Raw genomic sequence first — 17808 nt, 5'->3', positions numbered from 1 at the left:
TTTGCAAACCAGCGCCGTAGCGCTTTCACTTCTAGCTTGTCGCTTAAAACTTAAAGATATTAACAAATAGCTTCTTATTCCTTTACGAATATAACTGCCTCCCTATACTTGCACCTCAAGCACGCAAACTTCTGGAGGCGTCCCCATGCGCAATGAGTCGATTCGTTACCTGATTGTGCCGGGCTGGCAAGGATCGCCAGACAACCATTGGCAGAGTCACTGGCAGCGCAGCCTGCCCAACAGCGCCCGGGTCGAGCAGCACGACTGGCTCACCCCACAGCGGCGCGACTGGGTGCAGGCACTGGAGCAGGCGATTGTCGCCGAGCCCTCGCCGGTGATTCTGATCGCTCATAGCCTGGGCTGTATCACCGTCGCTCACTGGGCCGCCCAGGCCAGCCCGAATCTGCTGCGCCGGGTGCGCGGCGCACTGCTGGTGGCTCCGGCCGACGTCGAGCGCCCGGCCTGTGCGCCGGCGCTGCGCAACTTCGCGCCAATCCCGATGCAAGCGTTGCCGTTCCCCAGCCAAGTGGTCAGCTCCGACAACGACCCAGCCGTCAGTGTGCCGCGTGCGCTGCACCTGGCTCGCGCCTGGGGCGCGGAGGCGGGGCTGCTGGCCAATGCTGGACATATCAACGTCAAGTCTGGCCATGAGCGTTGGGAGCAGGGCTTCGCCTACCTGTTCCGCCTACAGGCCCGAGTTGACCAGCGCGCGCTGCGCCGCGCCTGAGCCTGCGGTTTTCCATCGTCTTGTCTTGATCCCCGGTCGCTGCTGACCGGGGCGGGAGTATTCCATGAGCTTTCACGCACCCTTCGGCCAGCCGCTGCTGACCTTCCCTGAACTGGACAAGAGCCCGCTGAGCATCCGTGCCAAGGCGCTGGTGTTCGTCGACCCGCGCTCGCAGGCGCTACGCGAGGCCCTTGAACGCCTGGCCCCGCAGCCACTGCCAGTGCTGATCCGTGGTGAAACCGGCACCGGCAAGGAACTGCTGGCCCGGCAGATTCATCGCGCCAGTGATCGTGGCGGGCTGTTCGTGTCGGTCAACTGCGCGGCCATCAGCCACACCTACGCCGATGCCGAGCTGTTCGGCTACAGCGCCGGCAGCCAGGGCGGCACCGCCAGCAGCCGTGCCGGCTGGTTCGGGTCGGCCAACGGCGGCACGCTGTACCTGGATGAGATCGCCGACCTGCCGCTGGCGATTCAGGCCAAGCTGCTCGCCGCCCTGGAAAACCGCGAGGTCACACGGGTCGGCGCCAGCCACCCGCAACCGGTGGACGTGCGCCTAGTGGCGGCGTCCAGTATCGATCTGGCCCAGGCGGTGCAAGCGGGGCGTTTCAACGAACGGCTCTATCACTATCTGCACGAGGGTGAACTGGAGCTACCCGCCCTGCGTGAGCGGGTGGGCGATATCCTGCCACTGGCCGAGTACTTCGTCGGTATCTACAGCGTGCGCCTTGACCGCCCGGTGCCGCTGATCAGCGAAGCGGCTCAACAGGCGCTCGAAGCCCATGCCTGGCCGGGCAACACCCGGGAGCTGGAGAACGTCATCCACTTTGCTTTGCTGGTCAGCGATGGCGAGGAAATCCTGGCGCAGCATCTGGACCTGCCTGAGCGTGCACCGCTGCAAGCGCTGGCTCGCCAGCTTGGTCAACTGGCCCAGAGCCGGGATGCGCAGACCGTTGCCGGGTTGCGCAGGGTCTTGCAGGAGGCTCTGCGGACGCTGGACGTGTAGGCGCGGCGTCAGTCTTGGCGGGCTCATAAGCAAACGCGGTGGTGGCATTTTGTTTTTGGAATAAGCAGCTAAATAAAAGATATTTTTGCGCAATAAAGAATCCCGGTATCGTCCGCCTCACGCCCGCCCAAACGGATGGGCACCCGACTTCGCCGCCATCTGCGATGGCCCAGCTCAAGAACAAGGATCACCATGAAAAAGACCCTGCTGACCACTGCCCTGGCCGCCGCCCTGTCCTTCGCAGGCCTGGCGTCTGCCGCCGAGAAACTGGTCGTGGCCGCCACCCCAGTACCGCATGCTGAAATCCTCGAACTGATCAAGCCGACCCTGGCCAAGGAAGGTGTCGACCTGCAGATCAAGGTCTTCACTGACTACGTGCAGCCGAACGTGCAGGTAGACCAGAAACGCCTGGACGCCAACTACTTCCAGACCCTGCCGTACTTGCAGAACTTCAACGAAGGCAAGGGCACCCACCTGGAAACCGTGATCGGCGTGCACGTCGAGCCCTTTGGTGGTTACTCCAAGAAGGTCAAGAGCCTGGCTGAGCTGAAGGAAGGCGCTACCGTCGCGATCCCGAACGAGGGCAGCAACAGTGGCCGTGCCTTGCTGCTGTTGCAGAAAGCTGGCCTTATCACCCTGAAGGATCCAAAGAACGCCCTGGCCACCCCGAAAGACATCGCCGAGAACCCCAAGAAACTCAAGTTCCGTGAGCTGGAATCGGCCATGCTGCCGCGCGTGCTGGATCAGGTCGACCTGGACATGATCAACACCAACTATGCCTTGGAAGCTGGCTTGAACCCAGCCAAGGACGCCCTGGTGATCGAAGGTAGCGATTCGCCTTACGTCAACTTCCTGGTTGCTCGCCCGGACAACAAGAACAGCGACGCCATCCAGAAGCTGGCCAAGGCCCTGACCAGCCCTGAGGTGAAGGAATTCATCGCCAAGAAATACCAGGGCGCGGTGCTGCCAGCGTTCTGATTCGCGGCCCGAAACGAAAAGCGCCGACGCATTTGCGTCGGCGTTTTTGTGTGTGCTGCACGGCTTTATGGGCAATGCCTGAATCCACCGCAGCGGCCCCAAGAATCCCGGCTGCTGCACAAATCCTGGGGCTGCTTTGCAGCCCTTCGCGGGACAAGCCCGCTCTCATAGAACTACAAATAACTTGTTGATTTAGAAGGAATCTGTGGGAGCGANCCGGTGCCATCCACCGAGTCGCCTGCTTCGCGGGCAAGTCGGGGCGCCGAACCGCCGCTCCCACAGGGTACGCGGAGCGCTTGCGAAATCAGTTCTCTGCGCGACAGCGCAGCCCAAAGGGCTGGGTAATCTCCTACAGAGATGGTGCAATGCCTGAACCCAGCGCCCCACCTGTAGGCTCAGCGCTGACTCAACGCCCGGCGCAAGGCCATGAGCCACAGCAGTTGTTCGTTCGTAGCAGGCGAGCTGGGGCTGTTCATCGTTAACGTCCTTGTGGGTGTGATGGGCCGTACAGTTCACAGGTTGGCTTCACTTCGAGCCCGATTGACGCGAAAAAATTCCGCCTCTCCCAAGGAAAATTGCCGGGCAATTTGCCCATGCCCGCTCACCTGCCGCTTGCCAGGCTGAGTTGCTTGGCAATCAGGTGCCTAACCGTTACGCGGCAACCAATTCAGCAAGAACGCATTCACCACCCGTGGGTTCTCCAGGCTGGAGATATGCCCGGCAAACGGGATCTGGGCTGCCAGGCAGCCGATGATCCGCGACATTTCATTCGATTCGGCCGGTGGTCGCGGAATGTCCTGGTCGCCACATACCACGATGCTGCGCTCACCCGGCAACTCACCCAGTCGGCCGAGCAGGTCCGGCCGCCCGAAGATCACCCGGCCCATCGGATCGAGGCTCTGCCGAATGGTCTCTGCGCGGGTGGCTTTGAGATCTGCACGGAACCGTTCGCGAATCTCCGGCACCGTTTGGCCACCGGCGTGGAAGAAGATCGGCACGATGATGTCGAGCAGTGCGTCGCTGAACTCACCGGCTGCGCTGGCCGCGTCCAGCAGGGCGAAATACTTGAGGCGCGTGGCTTCGGGTTCGGCGCCCAGGTAGGTGTCCAGCAACACCAGGCGATCGATGCGCTCGGGGTGGGTGATGGCCAGCTCGGCGCCCCACATGCCGCCAACCGAAAGCCCCACCAGATGGCAGCGTTCGATACCCAGCTTGTCCAGCAAGGTGACATGTTGGCGCGTCAGTGCCTGCATGTCGGTGGTACTGGCCGGTGGAGCATCGGAGTCGCCGTGGCCCCACAACTCGGGCACGATCAGCCGGAAGTGCTGCGACAGCGCCTCGACCTGCGGCTGCCACATGGCCGCTGACCACAGGTAACTGTGGCCCAGCAGCACTGGGAAGCCCTGACCTTGGTCGACATAGCTCATGCGTGCGCCGTCGATCTCGATGAAGTGTTTCTGCATGCGGTCTATCTCATGAAGGGGCGAAAGGAATTCAGTCGTGGCGGGGGGCTGTGGATGTGGATCCGCGCTCAGGCACCAGGCGCAACGTGCTCTGCGCCGGAATCACCCCCAGGCGCGCCCTGTGGTAGCGCCCTTGGATGTAGTCTTCGGCTTGGTCGGCATAGTGCGTATCGAACGGCACGCCGCTCTGCCCGACCGGATTGATGGTGAGCGCAGCGCCAGCGTCGGCAAAGTCGATCAGGCGCCGGGTCGAGGGGCCGTAGGTGACCGGCCAGGGTGCCGGGCCGATCTTGGCCGACAGGTTGTTGGGAACCTCGTGGGTGCCGGGCGCGGCGAAGGGGCCGACGTTGAACAGCAGGTTCAGCGGCTTTTGCACCCCGAGCGGGTGATTATGGGTCAGGGTATGGGCCTTGCCCCACTGCCAACTGGCCGGGTCCTGGCCGAAGGTCTTACGCAGGTGTGTGAGGCTGCGCTGCCAGGCCAGGCGCACGATGGCGGTGCGGTCGGTGCGTTCATTGGCGCCGCGCAGTGTCCACCAGGGTGAGGCTGGATCGGCGGCCAGGCGCGGCAGGGCGGCGTCGATGGCGCGGGTGCTGAGCAGCACCGGGAACCAGGTGTCGCCCAGTTCGTCATGTAGGGCAGCGAAGGCCAACTCGTAGAGGAACTGGTTGAACAGCGTGGCGCTGGTGGAGTCCAGTGGGTAGTCGCCGCGCCAAGCTGCCAGTTGTTCGACCAGTTCCTTTTCCTCGTCGCCTTCGGCCACGCCACGCAAGGTGCCGAGCAAGGGGGCCAGGGTGCGTGGGCCATAGTCGTTGCTAGTGTCCAATTGCAGGACCTGGCTGTTCTGGAGGTCCCATTGGATGTCGGGATCGCTCAGGTGGCGGTCGAGCTGGCGGCCACGGTCTGCCAGGTTGTAGTAGCCCGGTATCGGCATCCCGGCAGGTGGTTGATAGTTGGCCGAGACGATGTAGCCGCTGGCCGGGTTTTCCTGTTGAGGGTTGGCGCTGAATGGGTAGAAGCCAGGCTTGTCTGCCTGCTGGCTGCTGCCGTCGAGGATGAACGCCGGGTTGACCCCGTTGGGGCGGATCGGCAGGCGTGCTGCGGCCCACCAGCCGATATCGCCGCGAGCATTGGCCCACACCAGGTTCAGCCCTGGTGCTTGCACCTTGGTTGCGGCCTCGCGCATCTTGGCCAGGGTATCGGCGCGGTTGATCTGATAAAAGCCTTCCAGGATCGGGTTTTCGGTTTCAAGGAACGCCCACCACATGGCGATGGGCGTCTTGCCGGCGGTGTCGCCCAGCACGCTGTTGACGATCGGGCCGTGGGGCGAGCGGCGCAAGGTGATGCGGGCGGCTTGCTCGTCCTTGATGGCGATGGTTTGTTCGGTCTTCTCCAGGGGTTGCCAGCGACCATCGACCATCACCAGCTCAGGGTTGTCTGGATGGGTCTTTTCGGCGATCAGGTCGAGGTCGTCGTTCTGGAACATGGTCAGGCTCCAGCCGAAGTCGCGGTTGTGCCCCAGCAGGGCAAACGGATTGAGGCCCTGAAAGTAGCCATACAGGTTGAAGCCAGGTGCTGACAGTTCGGCCTCGTACCATACCGCTGGCACGGCGAAGCCGATGTGCGGATCGCCCGCCAGCAGCGGTCGGCCGCTGCGGGTATGTTTGCCGGCAACCACCCAGGCGTTGCTGCCTTCGAATTGCGGGATGCCCGCCTCGCCGAGGGCGTCGTGGCTCAGTTGCGCGAGCTGTTCGAGGGCGCGCCAGTCGGCGGCGGCCAGGGGCGCTGCCAGGGCGCCGTCGGGTTGCCAGTCGAGGTCGAATATCTTCAGGTATTGGCTGCCGAGCTGGTCGCGTATGTAGGTCAGCGCAGGCTCGGTACGGAATGCGGCGGCGAAGCTGTAGGCCAGGTAGCCGGCGATGCTCAGGGTGTCCTCGGCAGTGAAGGGCCGTGGAGTGATGCCCAGCAGATCGAACTCCATGGGCTGGGGGTGACTTGCCTGCCACCGGTTCACGCCGTCCAGGTACGCCTGCAGCGCCTGCCAGGCGGGGGACTGGTGATCGATGCGCTGCGCCATTAGTGCTGCTTGCTCGCGGATGCGCAGGCTGCGGAACAGGGTGTCGGTGGGCAGCAGTTTTGCACCCAGTACCTCGGCCAGCTCGCCTCGGGCCAGGCGGCGCATGATCTCCATCTGGAACAGGCGGTCCTGGGCGTGTACATAGCCGAACGCGCGGTACAGGTCTTGTTCGTTCTGCGCTTGCAGGTGGGGCACGCCACGGGCATCGAAACGCACGCTGACCGGCGCCTGCAAGCCTTCGATGGCCACCTCGCCGTTACGCACGGGCTGCTTGCCCTGCACGTACCCATAACCGATGCCAGCGGCGGCAATCACAAGCACCACGGCCAGCAGGGTCAGGCTGCGCTTCATCGAGACTCCTTTATGCACTCGAGCGAAAAAATGTGGTCCGATCATCGGCGGGTTCGCGCACTGAGCATAGTCCCCTACAAGGAGTTTCCATGTCCCTCAGCGAAAAACAGAAAATGCTGTCAGGCTTGCCTTATCGCGCCAGTTGCCCTGAGCTGCAAATGGAGCAGGTTACCAACAAGCACTGGATGCACCGCTACAACCATAGTGTGGAGCTGCTCAGCCAGGCGCGTCACGCCCTGCTTGCCGAGCACTTCGCGAGCGTGGGCGAGGGCGTGGTGATTCGCCCGCCGTTCTTCTGTGACTACGGCTACAACCTCAGCGTGGGTGCCAATACTTTCATCAATTTCAACTGCGTGATCCTCGATGTGCTGCCGGTGCGTATCGGCGCCGACTGCCAGATCGGGCCGGCGGTGCAGATCTATACCGCCGACCATCCGTTGGACGCCGAGCAACGCCGCAGTGGGCTGGAGAGTGGTCGGCCAGTGAGCATCGGGGACAACGTATGGATCGGTGGTGGGGCGATCATCCTGCCGGGCGTGACCATTGGCGATAACGCGGTGGTGGGCGCCGGCAGCGTGGTCACCCGCGATGTGCCGGCGGGCGCGGTGGTGATGGGTAATCCGGCACGTGTGCGTCAGCCGGCCCAAGGGCAGTAGCAGCCAACCGCGAGCGTGTTGGAGGCCTGTACGTGACGTCCCCGGTTCAGCGCATCGAGGATCGGTTCGATGAAACTGTTGCCTGAGTTGCACACCGCACCTTCGCTGTAGGGGCCGAAGTAGGCGAGCTTGCCTTCGCGGTCCCAGATCGCTACGGCCGGGGTGGCGGGGAGGTGTTCGCTGCCAGGCAGGTTGTCCAGCGCCTGGAGCGAGTCCAGATTGGCTGGCAATTGGCCGTGGCTGCCGGGTTTTTGCAGCACATGAAAACGCACCCCCTGCGCGGCGAAGCGTGTCACCAGCTCAGTAAGGTGCTGTTGGTTGCCGACGTTGCAAGGGCAGGCCGGGTCCCAGAAATGCACCACGCGGATCGGGCCAGGGCCTGCCAACTCAGGCGGCAGCTGCAACTGGCTGCCATCGAAGAACATGGCCTGGTTGTCGAAGGGGCGCAGGTAGCGGGACTGGAAGCTGTCGTAGGCCCACCACAGCATGGCGGCGCAGAGCAGGGCGGCGATGGTGATGAGCAGTGTTCGGGTGTGTCGGGTGGGCATGGGCAGCCTACGAAGCGGGGGGGAGGGCACGCTGCCTGGTGGGGCGCGCCGCCCGTTGAACAGTGTTGCAGCTTGCCACGGCACCGCCCAGAGCTGAATATCCCAGATCAATACTTGCCCCGTTGTGGATGTACCTGATGCCTGTCGCTTTCCACCCCGACCTGCTGCGCAGCAGCCTGTCACCGCTTGTCGAACGCCAGCCGTTGCCCGAGCAAGGCCGCGATTACCAACGCTTCTACGGGCTCGACCTGCCTGTGCACAGCTGGCTGGGTGGCTTTCAGGTCGCAGGGTTCGATCTGGTCGCACAGGTGTGGTTGCCGGAGTGCCCGGTGGCGACGTTGTTCGTGCTGCACGGCTACTACGACCACATGGGGCTGTACCGGCATGTGATCGACTGGGCCTTGGTGCGCGGTTACGCCGTGATCAGTTGTGACTTGCCCGGGCACGGCCTGTCCAGTGGCGAGCGGGCCAGCATCGAGGACTTCGCGCTCTACCAGCAGGCGCTGGAGGGGCTGTTCGAGCAGGCACGCCAGTTGGAGTTACCGCGCCCCTGGCACTTGTGCGGGCAAAGTACCGGGGGCGCGATCGTGATCGACCATCTGCTGCATGCGGGTGAGCAGAGCCCGGTGGATGGCGAGGTGATCCTGCTGGCGCCACTGGTGCGCCCCCGGGACTGGCACTGGTCGAAGTTGAGCTATTGTGTGCTGCGCCATTTCGTCAACGGCATCGAGCGGCGCTTCAGCGAAAACACCAATGACCCGGCGTTCCTGCCGTTCTTGCAGGCCGATCCGTTGCAGCCCAGGCGGCTACCCACGGCTTGGGTCGGGGCGTTGTTGAAGTGGGTCAAGCGCATCGAGGCGGCCCCGCCCAGTATGCGGCGGCCGCTGATCGTGCAGGGCGAGGCGGATGGCACGGTTGATTGGCAGCACAATTTGCAAGTGCTCAAGGCCAAGTTCGCCGAACCGCAGATCCTCATGTTGCCTGAGGCGCGCCATCACTTGGCCAACGAGCTGCCGGGCATCCGCCAGCGCTACTTCGACTTCATCGGTCAGCGCCTGGGCTGATCAGTTGAGGTCCGAGGCCTGTTGGCCAACCGCGAGCGCAGCACGTACCGCTGCCACTGCGGCCTTGTAGTAGGCTTGGCCGTCGGCCGATTCGGCGAAGGTCGAGAACGCTTCTAGCTCGGTGTCCGACAAGTCGCGGTAGACGTACAGCAGGGTGTTGTTCAGGTCTTCACCGACCTGGTTCATTAGCCGCTGGCGCTGGCCGTCGAGCAGGCCCTGGGCCTGACCGCCGCCGAACAGGCCGGGGATCATCGAGCTGAGGCTGTCGGCGGCCACGCCGGCAATCGCCAGGCTGACCTCGGCCCCAGCTTCGCGGGCTGGCAGTGCCTTGGCCAAATGGCCGATGATCAACAGGCGGTTGTCGCTGGCTGGCATTTTCGGCAGGCCCTTGGCGTTCTTCGCCAGTTGGTCCTTGCGCGTGGCCAACAGCTCGGCTGCCACGACCTTGCGTCCGAGCGGTGACTGGAAGAATGCCAGGGCCGGGGCCGGGTTGGGCAGATTGCTGCGCAGTTGTGCCTGGGCACGGCGATCCATTGCCTGGGCCTGGAAGCGCTGGTTGCTATTGTTGACCAGTGCCTGGTAGACCGCAGGCGGCAGGCTGTTGCGGTAGCGCTGCTGGGCGGCGCTCACGGCATCGTTGAAATGGGCGCGTTGGTCGGGCCAGCCAGCGGCCTTGTACAGCTGATCCAGGCTATCTGCCCAGACAGGCATTGTGCAGATCATCAGCAGAAGCAGGGAAAACAGACGGCGCATTCAGGACTCCTGTCGGCAGGTCGCTATTGTCCTTGGCGTGGCGGGGCTTTGTCGAGCCGTCGCGCGTGGTTCCTGACCAAGTGGCGCTGTGCGCACGCATGCCGAATGGCTATGATGCGCCATGCACATTCCTCTCGAACACCCACTGCTGTCGGCGATCGTCGACGACCTGGCCACCCGTGGCTGGTCGCAGCAAACCCTATTCCTGCCTGAGGCGCTGTCGCGCGAGCTTGCGGGTGAATGCCGGCGTCGCTACAGCGAGGGCGAACTCAACCCTGCCGGTGTCGGGCGCGGCGCCTCGCAAGAGGTGCGCGAGGCGATCCGCGGCGACCAGATCCAGTGGCTCGACCCTGGCGAGTCGGCACCGTGCGACCGCTACCTGGACACCATGGACAGTCTGCGCCAGGCCATCAACCAAGGTTTGTACCTGGGGCTTGAGGATTTCGAATGCCATTTCGCGCTTTATCCGCCAGGGGCTTTCTATAAGCGTCACCTGGACCGTTTCCGCGATGACGACCGACGCATGGTCTCGGCGGTGCTGTATCTCAACGAAGGCTGGCAGCCCGAGGACGGCGGTCAGTTGCGCATGTTCTTGCACGATGGCGTCGTGCATGACGTGCAGCCGCAGGCCGGTACGCTGGTGGTGTTCCTCTCCGGCGATGTGCCTCACGAAGTCCTTCCGGCGCGGCGTGAACGCCTGTCGTTGACCGGTTGGTTCCGCCGTCGTGGCAATGATCCGTTCTGAGGTGGCCAAAGTCCTGGTCAGCGCGTGCCTGCTAGGCCAGCCGGTGCGTTATGACGGGCGGGCCAGCGGCTACCCCGACGTGCTGCAACGCTGGCAGGCCGAGGGGCGGGTGGTGGCGTTGTGTCCTGAGGTGGCCGGTGGGCTGCCGACGCCGCGCGCGCCGGCAGAGATTCCGGGCGGGCAGGGCAGTCAGGTGCTCGATGGCGAGGCCCAGGTGATCACGGTGCTGGGCGAAACGGTCAGCGCGGCCTTCCTGGCCGGTGCGCAATGTGCCCTGGCGCTGGTGCGCAAGCATGGCATCGGCGTGGCGGTGCTCAAGTCGGGGAGTCCTTCGTGTGGCAATCGACTGACGTATGACGGCAGCTTCAGCGGCGTGAAGGTGCCTGGCGAAGGGGTGACCGTGGCGTTGCTGCGGCGCGCGGGCGTGCAGGTATTCAGTGAGCTGGAGCTGGAAGACGCCCAGCGCGCCTTGCTGGGCCGCTGATCGCGGGGCAAGCCCCGCGAGGGGTTATCACCGTTCGGCGGCGTTCTGTACCGAGTCCTTGAGCCATTTGTCTTCGAGCTTCAGTAGCCGACCATCATCCTTGATGCGTTGCAGCGCATTGTTCAGTGCGCTTTCGAAGGCCGGATTGTCTTTCTGGAAGGGAATCATCAGTTTGTCGCGGCCGAACGATTCGCTGGCTTGCAGGGCCGTATCGAGTCCGGTGCCGGACTTTTGCACGGTGATGTCGAACTTGCCATCCTGGACGCCGGGCAATACTTCCCCTTCGGGTGTTTCGATGAATTCGGCGCGCACGCCCAGTTCATTGGCCAGGGCCTGTCCCAGTTCGATGTCGAAGCCGGTCAGTGGCTCGTTGTCCTTCTCTTTATAGGCATAGGGCGCCGCATCGGGCTGCACGGCAATGCGCAGCTCCCCACGGTCGTTGATTTCGTCGATCAGGTCGGCCTGGGCCAATGGGCTGAAGAGTACGGCCAGCAGTACGCCAATGGTCAAACGCATGAGTGCCCCTTATTTCTTGGCAGATGAATTTCATTCGCCGAGGCTTTTCCCCTGCCCGGTCGAACGCAGCCTATGACCCCAAGACCCTACCAATGTTTAACCCGGTTTGAATTATTTCTGTGGCTCTTTTCTGAACCTCTGGGTCTTCAGTTGGACTATGGTGAACTACCGCAGGGTTTCGTTTACGCCATAGCGGTCAATTGAAGTGAATCACAGGAGAAGTGAATGAACAGCCTATTTTCGCGTGCTGCCGTCGCCGGTCTGCTGATGGGGGCCTCGGTATTGGCCTGTGCCGCGGATGCCTTGAAGAGCCAGCAGCCACCGGAAGGCGCCAAGGTCTTCATCGTTTCCCCCGCCGATGGTGCTACGGTCGAGAAGACCTTCACCGTCAAATTCGGCATCGAGGGCATGGGCCTGAAGCCTGCCGGTGACCAAACCCCTCACACCGGCCATCACCACCTGCTGGTGGATGTCGACAAGGCACCATTGAGCGACACGCCGCTGCCCACCAGCCTGATGCCAGAGAACCACGCCCCGCTGCCGGCCGGCCCGCAGGTACTGCACTTCGGCAAGGCGCAGACCGAAGCGACCATCACCCTGACCCCTGGCAAGCACACCTTGCAACTGGTCCTGGGCGACCAGTATCACGTGCCGTTCAAGCCGAGCGTCGAGTCGCAGAAGATCACCGTCAACGTCAAGTAAGCGTTGGGTCGCGCTGCACTGCTGATCGTGCAGGTAAAAAAGGGAGGCCACCTGGGCCTCCCTTTTTCATGTCGCCAGAAAAATCAGAACAGTACGCGCGAGCGAATGGTGCCCTTGATGTGCTGCAATTTTTCTTGCGCCAGGTCCGAATACTCGGCGTCAACGTCGATGACCACGTAACCGACTTTCTCGTCGGTCTGCAGGAACTGACCGGAGATGTTGATACCGTTCTCGGCGAAGACTTTGTTGATCTCGCTGAGTACGCCTGGGATGTTTTCGTGGATGTGCAGCAGGCGGTGCTTGCCTGGGTGAGCCGGCAGGGCCACTTCAGGGAAGTTGACCGACGATACGGACGTACCGTTGTCGCTGTACTTGACCAGCTTCTCGGCCACTTCCAGGCCGATGTTGGCTTGGGCCTCGGCGGTGGAACCACCGATGTGTGGGGTCAGGATCACGTTGTCCAGGCCGCGCAGCGGGCTTTCGAACTCTTCATCGTTGGAGCGCGGCTCGACCGGGAACACGTCGATGGCGGCGCCGATCAGGTGCTTGTCCTTGATCGCGGCGGCCAGGTGGTCCAGCTCGACCACGGTGCCACGGGCGGCGTTGATCAGGATCGAGCCCTTCTTCATGGCACGGATTTCCTTCTCGCCGATCATCCACTGGGTCGATGGCAGCTCGGGAACGTGCAGCGAGATGATGTCGGCCAGGCCCAGCAGTTCGTTCAGGCTGGTGATCTGGGTGGCGTTGCCCAGTGGCAGCTTGGTCAGCGGGTCGTAGAAGTAGACCTGCATGCCCAGGCTCTCGGCCAGCACCGACAACTGGGTGCCAATCGAGCCGTAGCCGACGATGCCCAGCTTCTTGCCACGGATCTCGAAGGAGTTGGCCGCGCTCTTGATCCAGCCGCCACGGTGGCAGGAAGCGTTTTTCTCAGGAATGCCGCGCAGCAGCAGGATGGCCTCGGCCAGCACCAGTTCGGCAACCGAGCGGGTGTTGGAGTAGGGGGCGTTGAACACGGCGATGCCGCGCTCGCGGGCCGCGCCCAGGTCAACCTGGTTGGTGCCGATGCAGAAACAGCCGACTGCGACCAGTTTCTTCGCGCAGTCGAAGACCTCTTCGGTCAGCTGGGTGCGCGAGCGGATGCCGATGAAGTGGGCATCAGCGATCTTTTCCTTCAGTTCTGCATCAGGCAGCGAGCCGGTGAGGTACTCGATGTTGGTGTAGCCGGCAGCCTTGAGGGTGTCCACGGCATTCTGGTGGACGCCTTCGAGAAGAAGGAACCTGATCTTGCTCTTTTCGAGAGAAGTCTTGCTCATCTGCTTAAACCTGTATCCCGGAGAAAAATGGCGAGGGGTGTTGCGGCGCGGCATCGGCCTTAGCACGAACAGCGGGAGCGCCATGCTACCATACGCGACACTTACTGAGCTGTTTCAGACAGTGAGGCGTATTCAGGCTCACTATGAATGAGTTGAGAGTTACGACGATGATCGAGCGTGCAGTACTGGATGAACTGAAGGCCCTTGTCGACCCTGGCAAGTTGCTCACCGACCCGGCTTCGCTGGAGGCCTACGGCAAGGACTGGACCAAGCACTACCCGCCTGCGCCCAGCGCCATCGTGTTCCCCAAGACCGTCGAACAGGTCCAGGCCATTGTCCGGTGGGCCAACCGGCACACGGTTGCGTTGGTGCCTTCAGGTGGCCGTACCGGCCTGTCGGGGGCAGCAGTGGCCGCCAACGGCGAGGTGGTGGTGGCGTTCGACTACATGAACCAGATCATCGGGTTCAACGCATTCGATCGCACCGTGGTCTGCCAGCCCGGTGTGATCACCCGCCAATTGCAGCAGTTCGCCGAAGACAATCGCCTGTATTACCCGGTGGACTTCGCTTCCAGCGGTTCCAGCCAGATTGGGGGCAACATCGGCACCAACGCCGGTGGTATCAAGGTGATCCGCTACGGCATGACCCGCAACTGGGTCGCCGGACTCAAAGTGGTCACCGGCAAGGGCGAGTTGCTCGAACTGAACAAGGACTTGATCAAGAACGCCACCGGCTACGACCTGCGCCAGCTGTTCATTGGCGCCGAAGGTACCCTGGGCTTCGTGGTCGAGGCAACCATGCGCCTGGACCGCGCCCCGCGCAACCTGACCGCCATGGTGCTCGGCACGCCGGACTTCGACGCGATCATGCCGGTGCTGCACGCCTTTCAGGACAAGCTCGACCTTACCGCTTTCGAGTTCTTCTCCGACAAGGGCATGGCCAAGATCATGGCCCGCGGCGACGTGCCCGCGCCGTTTGAGATCGACTGCCCGTTCTATGCCCTGCTGGAGTTCGAAGCCAGCAGCGACGAGGTGGCCAACCAGGCGCTAGCCACCTTCGAGCATTGCGTGGAGCAGGGTTGGGTGCTCGACGGGGTGATGAGCCAGAGCGAGACGCAGCTCAAGAACCTGTGGAAGCTGCGCGAATACCTGTCCGAAACCATCTCGCACTGGACCCCATACAAGAACGATATCTCGGTGACCGTCTCCAAGGTGCCGGCATTCCTGCGCGATATAGACAGCATCGTCGCGCAGCACTACCCCGACTACGAAGTGGTCTGGTACGGCCACATCGGCGATGGCAACCTGCACCTGAACATCCTCAAGCCCGAGCACATGAGCAAGGATGATTTCTTCGCCTCGTGCACCAAGGTCAACAAGTGGGTGTTCGAGATCGTCCAGCGCTACAACGGCTCGATTTCCGCCGAGCACGGGGTTGGCATGACCAAGCGCGACTACCTGGGCTACAGCCGTTCAGCCGAAGAAATCGCCTGCATGAAGGCAATAAAGGCCGTGTTCGACCCTAACGGCATCATGAATCCGGGTAAGATCTTCGCTCCCGAATAAAAGCAGTATTCACAGGAGTCGGCCATGAGTTACCAGCACCAGTATGTAGATGGCACCCGTATTCACTTCCCGTTGGGCAAGGTGGTGTGCATCGGGCGCAACTATGCCGAGCACGCCAAGGAGCTGAACAACCCGATCCCCGCCGAGCCGCTGCTGTTCATCAAGCCTGGCAGTTGCGTGGTACCCCTGGAAGGCGGCTTCAAGATTCCGACCGACCGTGGCTCGGTGCATTACGAAGCCGAAATTGCCGTGCTGCTGGGCAAGTCGCTGTCGACCAAACCGACCGAGGAAGAGGTGCTGGACGCCATCTCGGGCTACGCCCCGGCGCTGGACCTGACCCTGCGCGACGTGCAGAGCAAGCTCAAGGAAAAGGGTCTGCCATGGGAGCTGTGCAAGAGTTTCGATGGTGCCTGCGTGTTGCCGCCGTTCGTTGCCGCGTCCAGCTTCGAGGACGTGACCGACATCCCGTTGCGCCTGAGCATCAACGGTGAAGTGCGCCAGGACGGCAACAGCGCGATGATGCTCAACCCCATCGTGCCGATCATCCAGTACATGGCGGCGTGCTTCTCGCTGCAGGCGGGCGATGTGATCCTCACCGGCACCCCGGCAGGTGTCGGCCCGTTCAACGTCGGTGACGAGCTGGTGCTGGAGCTTCCAGGCGTGTGCCGTTTCGAAAGCCGCGTGCTCTGATCCTGTGGCGGCGATGGCAGGCTGCTATCGCCGGTTTTGCCGTTTTTTTCACAAACGATACGGATAATGCGCAGCTTCATGCCCATTCGCCGACGTTATGCAGTACATCACGGCACGCCTTAGGATCCGAAACGATGGTCGCACCCTCCGCCACGCCGCTCCCGCCCGCCCCAAAGCGCAGCGCTTTGTTGCGTTGGCCCGTTTTGCTCGGTGCCCTGGTGGTGATCGGCTACGGCGTGGCTGTGGCCATGCACTGGGACGACCGTGGTGTGCTGTGGCTCAAGGAGCGCTTCCAGAGCCAGGCGCAGCGCCAGCAGAGCGTCTGGCTGCCGGCCTACGTCGTGGATATCGATGCCAAGCCCTTGGTGGGCATGGAGCGCGACGAGGCGTCGGACCTTTCCTTCAATCCGCACACCCGTACGCTGTTCGCCGTGATGGGTAAGCACCCGTTCCTGGCTGAACTCGACCTGCAAGGCAATCTGCTGCGCAAAATCCCCCTCCAGGGATGGGCCAACCCCGAAGGGGTGGCGGTGATGGAGGACGGCCGGATTGGTATCGTCGACGAGCGCTGGCATGACGTGGTGGTGGTCAAGGTCGAGGCCGATACCACCTCGCTCAACCGCGACGATTACCCGGCGTTCGACCTGGGCGCGTCCGAAGACAGCAACAAGGGCTTCGAGGGCATCGCCTGGGATGCCACGCGTCAGCGCCTGCTGCTGGGCGAAGAGCGTCCGCCCAAGCTGTTTGCCATCAATACTGACGGCCGCAGTCTGCCCACGGGGCCACGCGTGGCGTTACCCAGCGATCAACTGGACGTGCGCAACCTGTCTGCCGTGGCGGTCGACCCGCGTACCGGCAATGTGTTGGCGCTGTCGGCCGAGTCGAGCCTGTTACTGGAGCTGAACGAGCAGGGCGAGCAGGTCAGTTTCATGACCCTGCTGGGTGGTTTCAATGGCCTGAAGGACACCATTCCACGAGCTGAAGGGGTCACAATGGATGACCAGGGCAACCTGTACATGGTCAGTGAGCCCAACCTCTTCTATCGCTTCCGAAAAAACTGACAGGTTCGCCAGCCGTTTGCGTCGATGGCTTTAAGGTTGGGTTCAGTTGTAGATGGTTAGATTCGCACTCTTTCCGTCGAGCTTGCCCTGATGCGCCGAAGCTACCGTTTGATCTGTGTTGTTGTTCTGTTCGTCCTGTTGGCACTGCTGGGCGTGGCGGGGCATGAGTTTCGCCTGTTCGAGCGCGGCTGGTTCAATCTCAAGACGTGGTGGCATCCGGTCGAGCAGGGCATTGCCCTGGATCGCTATCAGGTCACCCTTGAAGCCCAGCCGATCGAGGGGCTGCACGCGGACCTTTCGGCGCTGACCTTCGATCCTGATCGCAAGAGCCTGTTCACGGTTACTAACTCCAGCCCAGAGCTGATCGAACTGTCGTTGGACGGGCGTATTCTGCGCCGCGTCCCACTGACCGGTTTTGGCGACCCTGAGGCGGTGGAGTACGTGGGGCCCAACACCTACGTGATCACCGACGAGCGCCAGCAGCGCCTGATTCAAGTGCGCCTGGATGACGACACGCCGTTTCTCGATGCCGGCGATGCTGAGCAACTGACCTTGGGCATTGGCCTGAATGGCAACAAGGGTTTCGAAGGACTGGCATACGATTCGGCAGGCAAACGCCTGTTCGTGGCCAAGGAGCGCGACCCGATGTTGATCTACGAAGTGCACGGCTTTCCCCACACCAACCCCGAGCAGCCCTACGCGGTGCATGTGGTGCAAGACCGCGAGCGCGATGCGCGTCTTTTCGTGCGGGACTTGTCGAGCCTGCAATACGACGAGCGCAGCGGGCATTTGCTGGCGCTCTCGGATGAGTCGCGGCTGGTGATCGAGCTGGATGTGGAGGGGCGGCCATTGAGCACCTTGTCACTGCGCAAGGGCTCCCAGGGCCTGAAGCAGCCTGTGCCCCAGGCCGAAGGGATGGCGATGGACGAGGCCGGCACGCTGTATCTGGTGAGCGAGCCGAACCTGTTCTATGTGTTCCGCCAGTCGGCCGATTGACCCGGCAAGCCACCGAATCAAAGGCAGCGCCCTCGATCTTGCATGACACATAAACCCTGGGGCCGCTGCGCGCCCCTTTCGCGGCGCAAGGCCGCTCTCATAGAACTACACATAAC

At 62.7% G+C, this 17808-nt stretch carries 18 protein-coding genes; 12 read left to right on the top strand and 6 right to left on the bottom strand.

Translation table 11 applies throughout. The annotated features are described in order from the left end of the window. Nucleotides 1-145: 145 nt before the first annotated feature. The 3 genes from FEM01_RS23175 (at nucleotide 146) to FEM01_RS23165 (ending at nucleotide 2708) form a co-directional block, all read left to right on the top strand. A complete protein-coding gene (locus FEM01_RS23175) occupies nucleotides 146-727 on the top strand; it encodes an alpha/beta hydrolase (protein ID WP_138221782.1) in 582 nt (193 codons plus the stop codon). Nucleotides 728-791: 64 nt separating this feature from the next. Then, a complete protein-coding gene (locus tag FEM01_RS23170) occupies nucleotides 792-1730 on the top strand; it encodes a sigma 54-interacting transcriptional regulator (RefSeq protein WP_138221781.1) in 939 nt (312 codons plus the stop codon). A gap of 192 nt (nucleotides 1731-1922) precedes the next feature. Further along, complete coding sequence (locus FEM01_RS23165) at nucleotides 1923-2708, top strand: MetQ/NlpA family ABC transporter substrate-binding protein (protein ID WP_138221780.1); 786 nt, start codon at nucleotides 1923-1925, stop codon at nucleotides 2706-2708. Nucleotides 2709-3352: 644 nt separating this feature from the next. Here FEM01_RS23165 and FEM01_RS23160 read toward each other — a convergent pair. Next, nucleotides 3353-4171: an alpha/beta fold hydrolase gene (locus tag FEM01_RS23160; protein ID WP_138221779.1), complete on the bottom strand. Its 819-nt coding sequence runs from the start codon at nucleotides 4169-4171 to the stop codon at nucleotides 3353-3355. A gap of 31 nt (nucleotides 4172-4202) precedes the next feature. After that, the gene (locus tag FEM01_RS23155) at nucleotides 4203-6599 is read right to left on the bottom strand and encodes a penicillin acylase family protein (protein WP_138221778.1); all 2397 of its coding nucleotides are present in this window, start codon (nucleotides 6597-6599) and stop codon (nucleotides 4203-4205) included. Nucleotides 6600-6688: 89 nt separating this feature from the next. Here FEM01_RS23155 and FEM01_RS23150 point away from each other — a divergent pair, with 89 nt between their 5' ends. Continuing rightward, on the top strand, nucleotides 6689-7255 hold the full coding sequence (locus FEM01_RS23150) for a sugar O-acetyltransferase (RefSeq protein WP_138221777.1): 567 nt from the start codon (nucleotides 6689-6691) through the stop codon (nucleotides 7253-7255). Here the strand turns inward: FEM01_RS23150 and FEM01_RS23145 are convergent. After that, the gene (locus FEM01_RS23145; protein ID WP_138221776.1) at nucleotides 7234-7803 is read right to left on the bottom strand and encodes a DUF6436 domain-containing protein; all 570 of its coding nucleotides are present in this window, start codon (nucleotides 7801-7803) and stop codon (nucleotides 7234-7236) included. The genes FEM01_RS23150 and FEM01_RS23145 overlap by 22 nt on opposite strands. Nucleotides 7804-7940: 137 nt before the next feature. Here FEM01_RS23145 and FEM01_RS23140 point away from each other — a divergent pair, with 137 nt between their 5' ends. Further along, nucleotides 7941-8867, top strand: a complete 927-nt coding sequence (locus FEM01_RS23140; protein WP_138221775.1) for an alpha/beta hydrolase — start codon at nucleotides 7941-7943, stop codon at nucleotides 8865-8867. Here the strand turns inward: FEM01_RS23140 and FEM01_RS23135 are convergent, their stop codons facing one another. Beyond that, the gene (locus FEM01_RS23135; protein ID WP_138221774.1) at nucleotides 8868-9620 is read right to left on the bottom strand and encodes a DUF2059 domain-containing protein; all 753 of its coding nucleotides are present in this window, start codon (nucleotides 9618-9620) and stop codon (nucleotides 8868-8870) included. It abuts the gene before it with no gap. 121 nt (nucleotides 9621-9741) lie between these two features. On the opposite strand from FEM01_RS23135, the gene FEM01_RS23130 reads away from it, so the two are divergent. Next, complete coding sequence (locus tag FEM01_RS23130) at nucleotides 9742-10365, top strand: 2OG-Fe(II) oxygenase (RefSeq protein ID WP_138221773.1); 624 nt, start codon at nucleotides 9742-9744, stop codon at nucleotides 10363-10365. Next, nucleotides 10352-10849 (top strand): DUF523 domain-containing protein, encoded by a 498-nt coding sequence (locus FEM01_RS23125; RefSeq protein WP_138221772.1) that lies wholly within the window; start codon nucleotides 10352-10354, stop codon nucleotides 10847-10849. Before FEM01_RS23130 ends, FEM01_RS23125 begins: the two co-directional genes overlap by 14 nt. Nucleotides 10850-10876: 27 nt before the next feature. Here FEM01_RS23125 and FEM01_RS23120 read toward each other — a convergent pair whose 3' ends face one another. Then, nucleotides 10877-11365: a transporter substrate-binding domain-containing protein gene (locus tag FEM01_RS23120; RefSeq protein ID WP_138221771.1), complete on the bottom strand. Its 489-nt coding sequence runs from the start codon at nucleotides 11363-11365 to the stop codon at nucleotides 10877-10879. A gap of 225 nt (nucleotides 11366-11590) precedes the next feature. Between FEM01_RS23120 and FEM01_RS23115 the strand changes: the two genes are divergently transcribed. Beyond that, nucleotides 11591-12067, top strand: a complete 477-nt coding sequence (locus FEM01_RS23115) for a DUF4399 domain-containing protein (protein WP_138221770.1) — start codon at nucleotides 11591-11593, stop codon at nucleotides 12065-12067. A gap of 83 nt (nucleotides 12068-12150) precedes the next feature. Here the strand turns inward: FEM01_RS23115 and serA are convergent, their stop codons facing one another. Next, nucleotides 12151-13380 (bottom strand): phosphoglycerate dehydrogenase, encoded by a 1230-nt coding sequence (gene serA, locus FEM01_RS23110; RefSeq protein ID WP_138221769.1) that lies wholly within the window; start codon nucleotides 13378-13380, stop codon nucleotides 12151-12153. A 167-nt stretch (nucleotides 13381-13547) separates the two neighbouring features. Here serA and FEM01_RS23105 point away from each other — a divergent pair, with 167 nt between their 5' ends. From FEM01_RS23105 to FEM01_RS23090, 4 genes are all read left to right on the top strand, one after another. After that, a complete protein-coding gene (locus tag FEM01_RS23105) occupies nucleotides 13548-14945 on the top strand; it encodes an FAD-binding oxidoreductase (RefSeq protein ID WP_138221768.1) in 1398 nt (465 codons plus the stop codon). A 24-nt stretch (nucleotides 14946-14969) separates the two neighbouring features. After that, nucleotides 14970-15635 (top strand): fumarylacetoacetate hydrolase family protein, encoded by a 666-nt coding sequence (locus FEM01_RS23100; protein ID WP_138221767.1) that lies wholly within the window; start codon nucleotides 14970-14972, stop codon nucleotides 15633-15635. Nucleotides 15636-15769: 134 nt separating this feature from the next. Next, nucleotides 15770-16696 (top strand): SdiA-regulated domain-containing protein, encoded by a 927-nt coding sequence (locus FEM01_RS23095; RefSeq protein ID WP_138221766.1) that lies wholly within the window; start codon nucleotides 15770-15772, stop codon nucleotides 16694-16696. Nucleotides 16697-16786: 90 nt separating this feature from the next. Continuing rightward, nucleotides 16787-17692 (top strand): SdiA-regulated domain-containing protein, encoded by a 906-nt coding sequence (locus FEM01_RS23090; protein WP_138221765.1) that lies wholly within the window; start codon nucleotides 16787-16789, stop codon nucleotides 17690-17692. Nucleotides 17693-17808 lie beyond the last annotated feature (116 nt).

It is taken from the genome of Pseudomonas mosselii (genome assembly GCF_005796105.1).
Lineage (GTDB): Bacteria > Pseudomonadota > Gammaproteobacteria > Pseudomonadales > Pseudomonadaceae > Aquipseudomonas > Aquipseudomonas mosselii_C.
The sequence above is the reverse complement of the archived record's forward strand: the minus strand, read 5'-3'. Positions and strand labels throughout refer to the sequence as shown.

Bases quoted from the DNA above. Each gene is read 5' to 3' on its own strand.
- FEM01_RS23175 (WP_138221782.1), top strand. From the start codon at position 146: ATGCGCAATGAGTCGATTCGTTACCTGATTGTGCCGGGCTGGCAAGGA.
- FEM01_RS23170 (WP_138221781.1), top strand. From the start codon at position 792: ATGAGCTTTCACGCACCCTTCGGCCAGCCGCTGCTGACCTTCCCTGAA.
- FEM01_RS23165 (WP_138221780.1), top strand. From the start codon at position 1,923: ATGAAAAAGACCCTGCTGACCACTGCCCTGGCCGCCGCCCTGTCCTTC.
- FEM01_RS23160 (WP_138221779.1), bottom strand. From the start codon at position 4,171: ATGCAGAAACACTTCATCGAGATCGACGGCGCACGCATGAGCTATGTC.
- FEM01_RS23155 (WP_138221778.1), bottom strand. From the start codon at position 6,599: ATGAAGCGCAGCCTGACCCTGCTGGCCGTGGTGCTTGTGATTGCCGCC.
- FEM01_RS23150 (WP_138221777.1), top strand. From the start codon at position 6,689: ATGTCCCTCAGCGAAAAACAGAAAATGCTGTCAGGCTTGCCTTATCGC.
- FEM01_RS23145 (WP_138221776.1), bottom strand. From the start codon at position 7,803: ATGCCCACCCGACACACCCGAACACTGCTCATCACCATCGCCGCCCTG.
- FEM01_RS23140 (WP_138221775.1), top strand. From the start codon at position 7,941: ATGCCTGTCGCTTTCCACCCCGACCTGCTGCGCAGCAGCCTGTCACCG.
- FEM01_RS23135 (WP_138221774.1), bottom strand. From the start codon at position 9,620: ATGCGCCGTCTGTTTTCCCTGCTTCTGCTGATGATCTGCACAATGCCT.
- FEM01_RS23130 (WP_138221773.1), top strand. From the start codon at position 9,742: ATGCACATTCCTCTCGAACACCCACTGCTGTCGGCGATCGTCGACGAC.
- FEM01_RS23125 (WP_138221772.1), top strand. From the start codon at position 10,352: ATGATCCGTTCTGAGGTGGCCAAAGTCCTGGTCAGCGCGTGCCTGCTA.
- FEM01_RS23120 (WP_138221771.1), bottom strand. From the start codon at position 11,365: ATGCGTTTGACCATTGGCGTACTGCTGGCCGTACTCTTCAGCCCATTG.
- FEM01_RS23115 (WP_138221770.1), top strand. From the start codon at position 11,591: ATGAACAGCCTATTTTCGCGTGCTGCCGTCGCCGGTCTGCTGATGGGG.
- serA (WP_138221769.1), bottom strand. From the start codon at position 13,380: ATGAGCAAGACTTCTCTCGAAAAGAGCAAGATCAGGTTCCTTCTTCTC.
- FEM01_RS23105 (WP_138221768.1), top strand. From the start codon at position 13,548: ATGATCGAGCGTGCAGTACTGGATGAACTGAAGGCCCTTGTCGACCCT.
- FEM01_RS23100 (WP_138221767.1), top strand. From the start codon at position 14,970: ATGAGTTACCAGCACCAGTATGTAGATGGCACCCGTATTCACTTCCCG.
- FEM01_RS23095 (WP_138221766.1), top strand. From the start codon at position 15,770: ATGGTCGCACCCTCCGCCACGCCGCTCCCGCCCGCCCCAAAGCGCAGC.
- FEM01_RS23090 (WP_138221765.1), top strand. From the start codon at position 16,787: ATGCGCCGAAGCTACCGTTTGATCTGTGTTGTTGTTCTGTTCGTCCTG.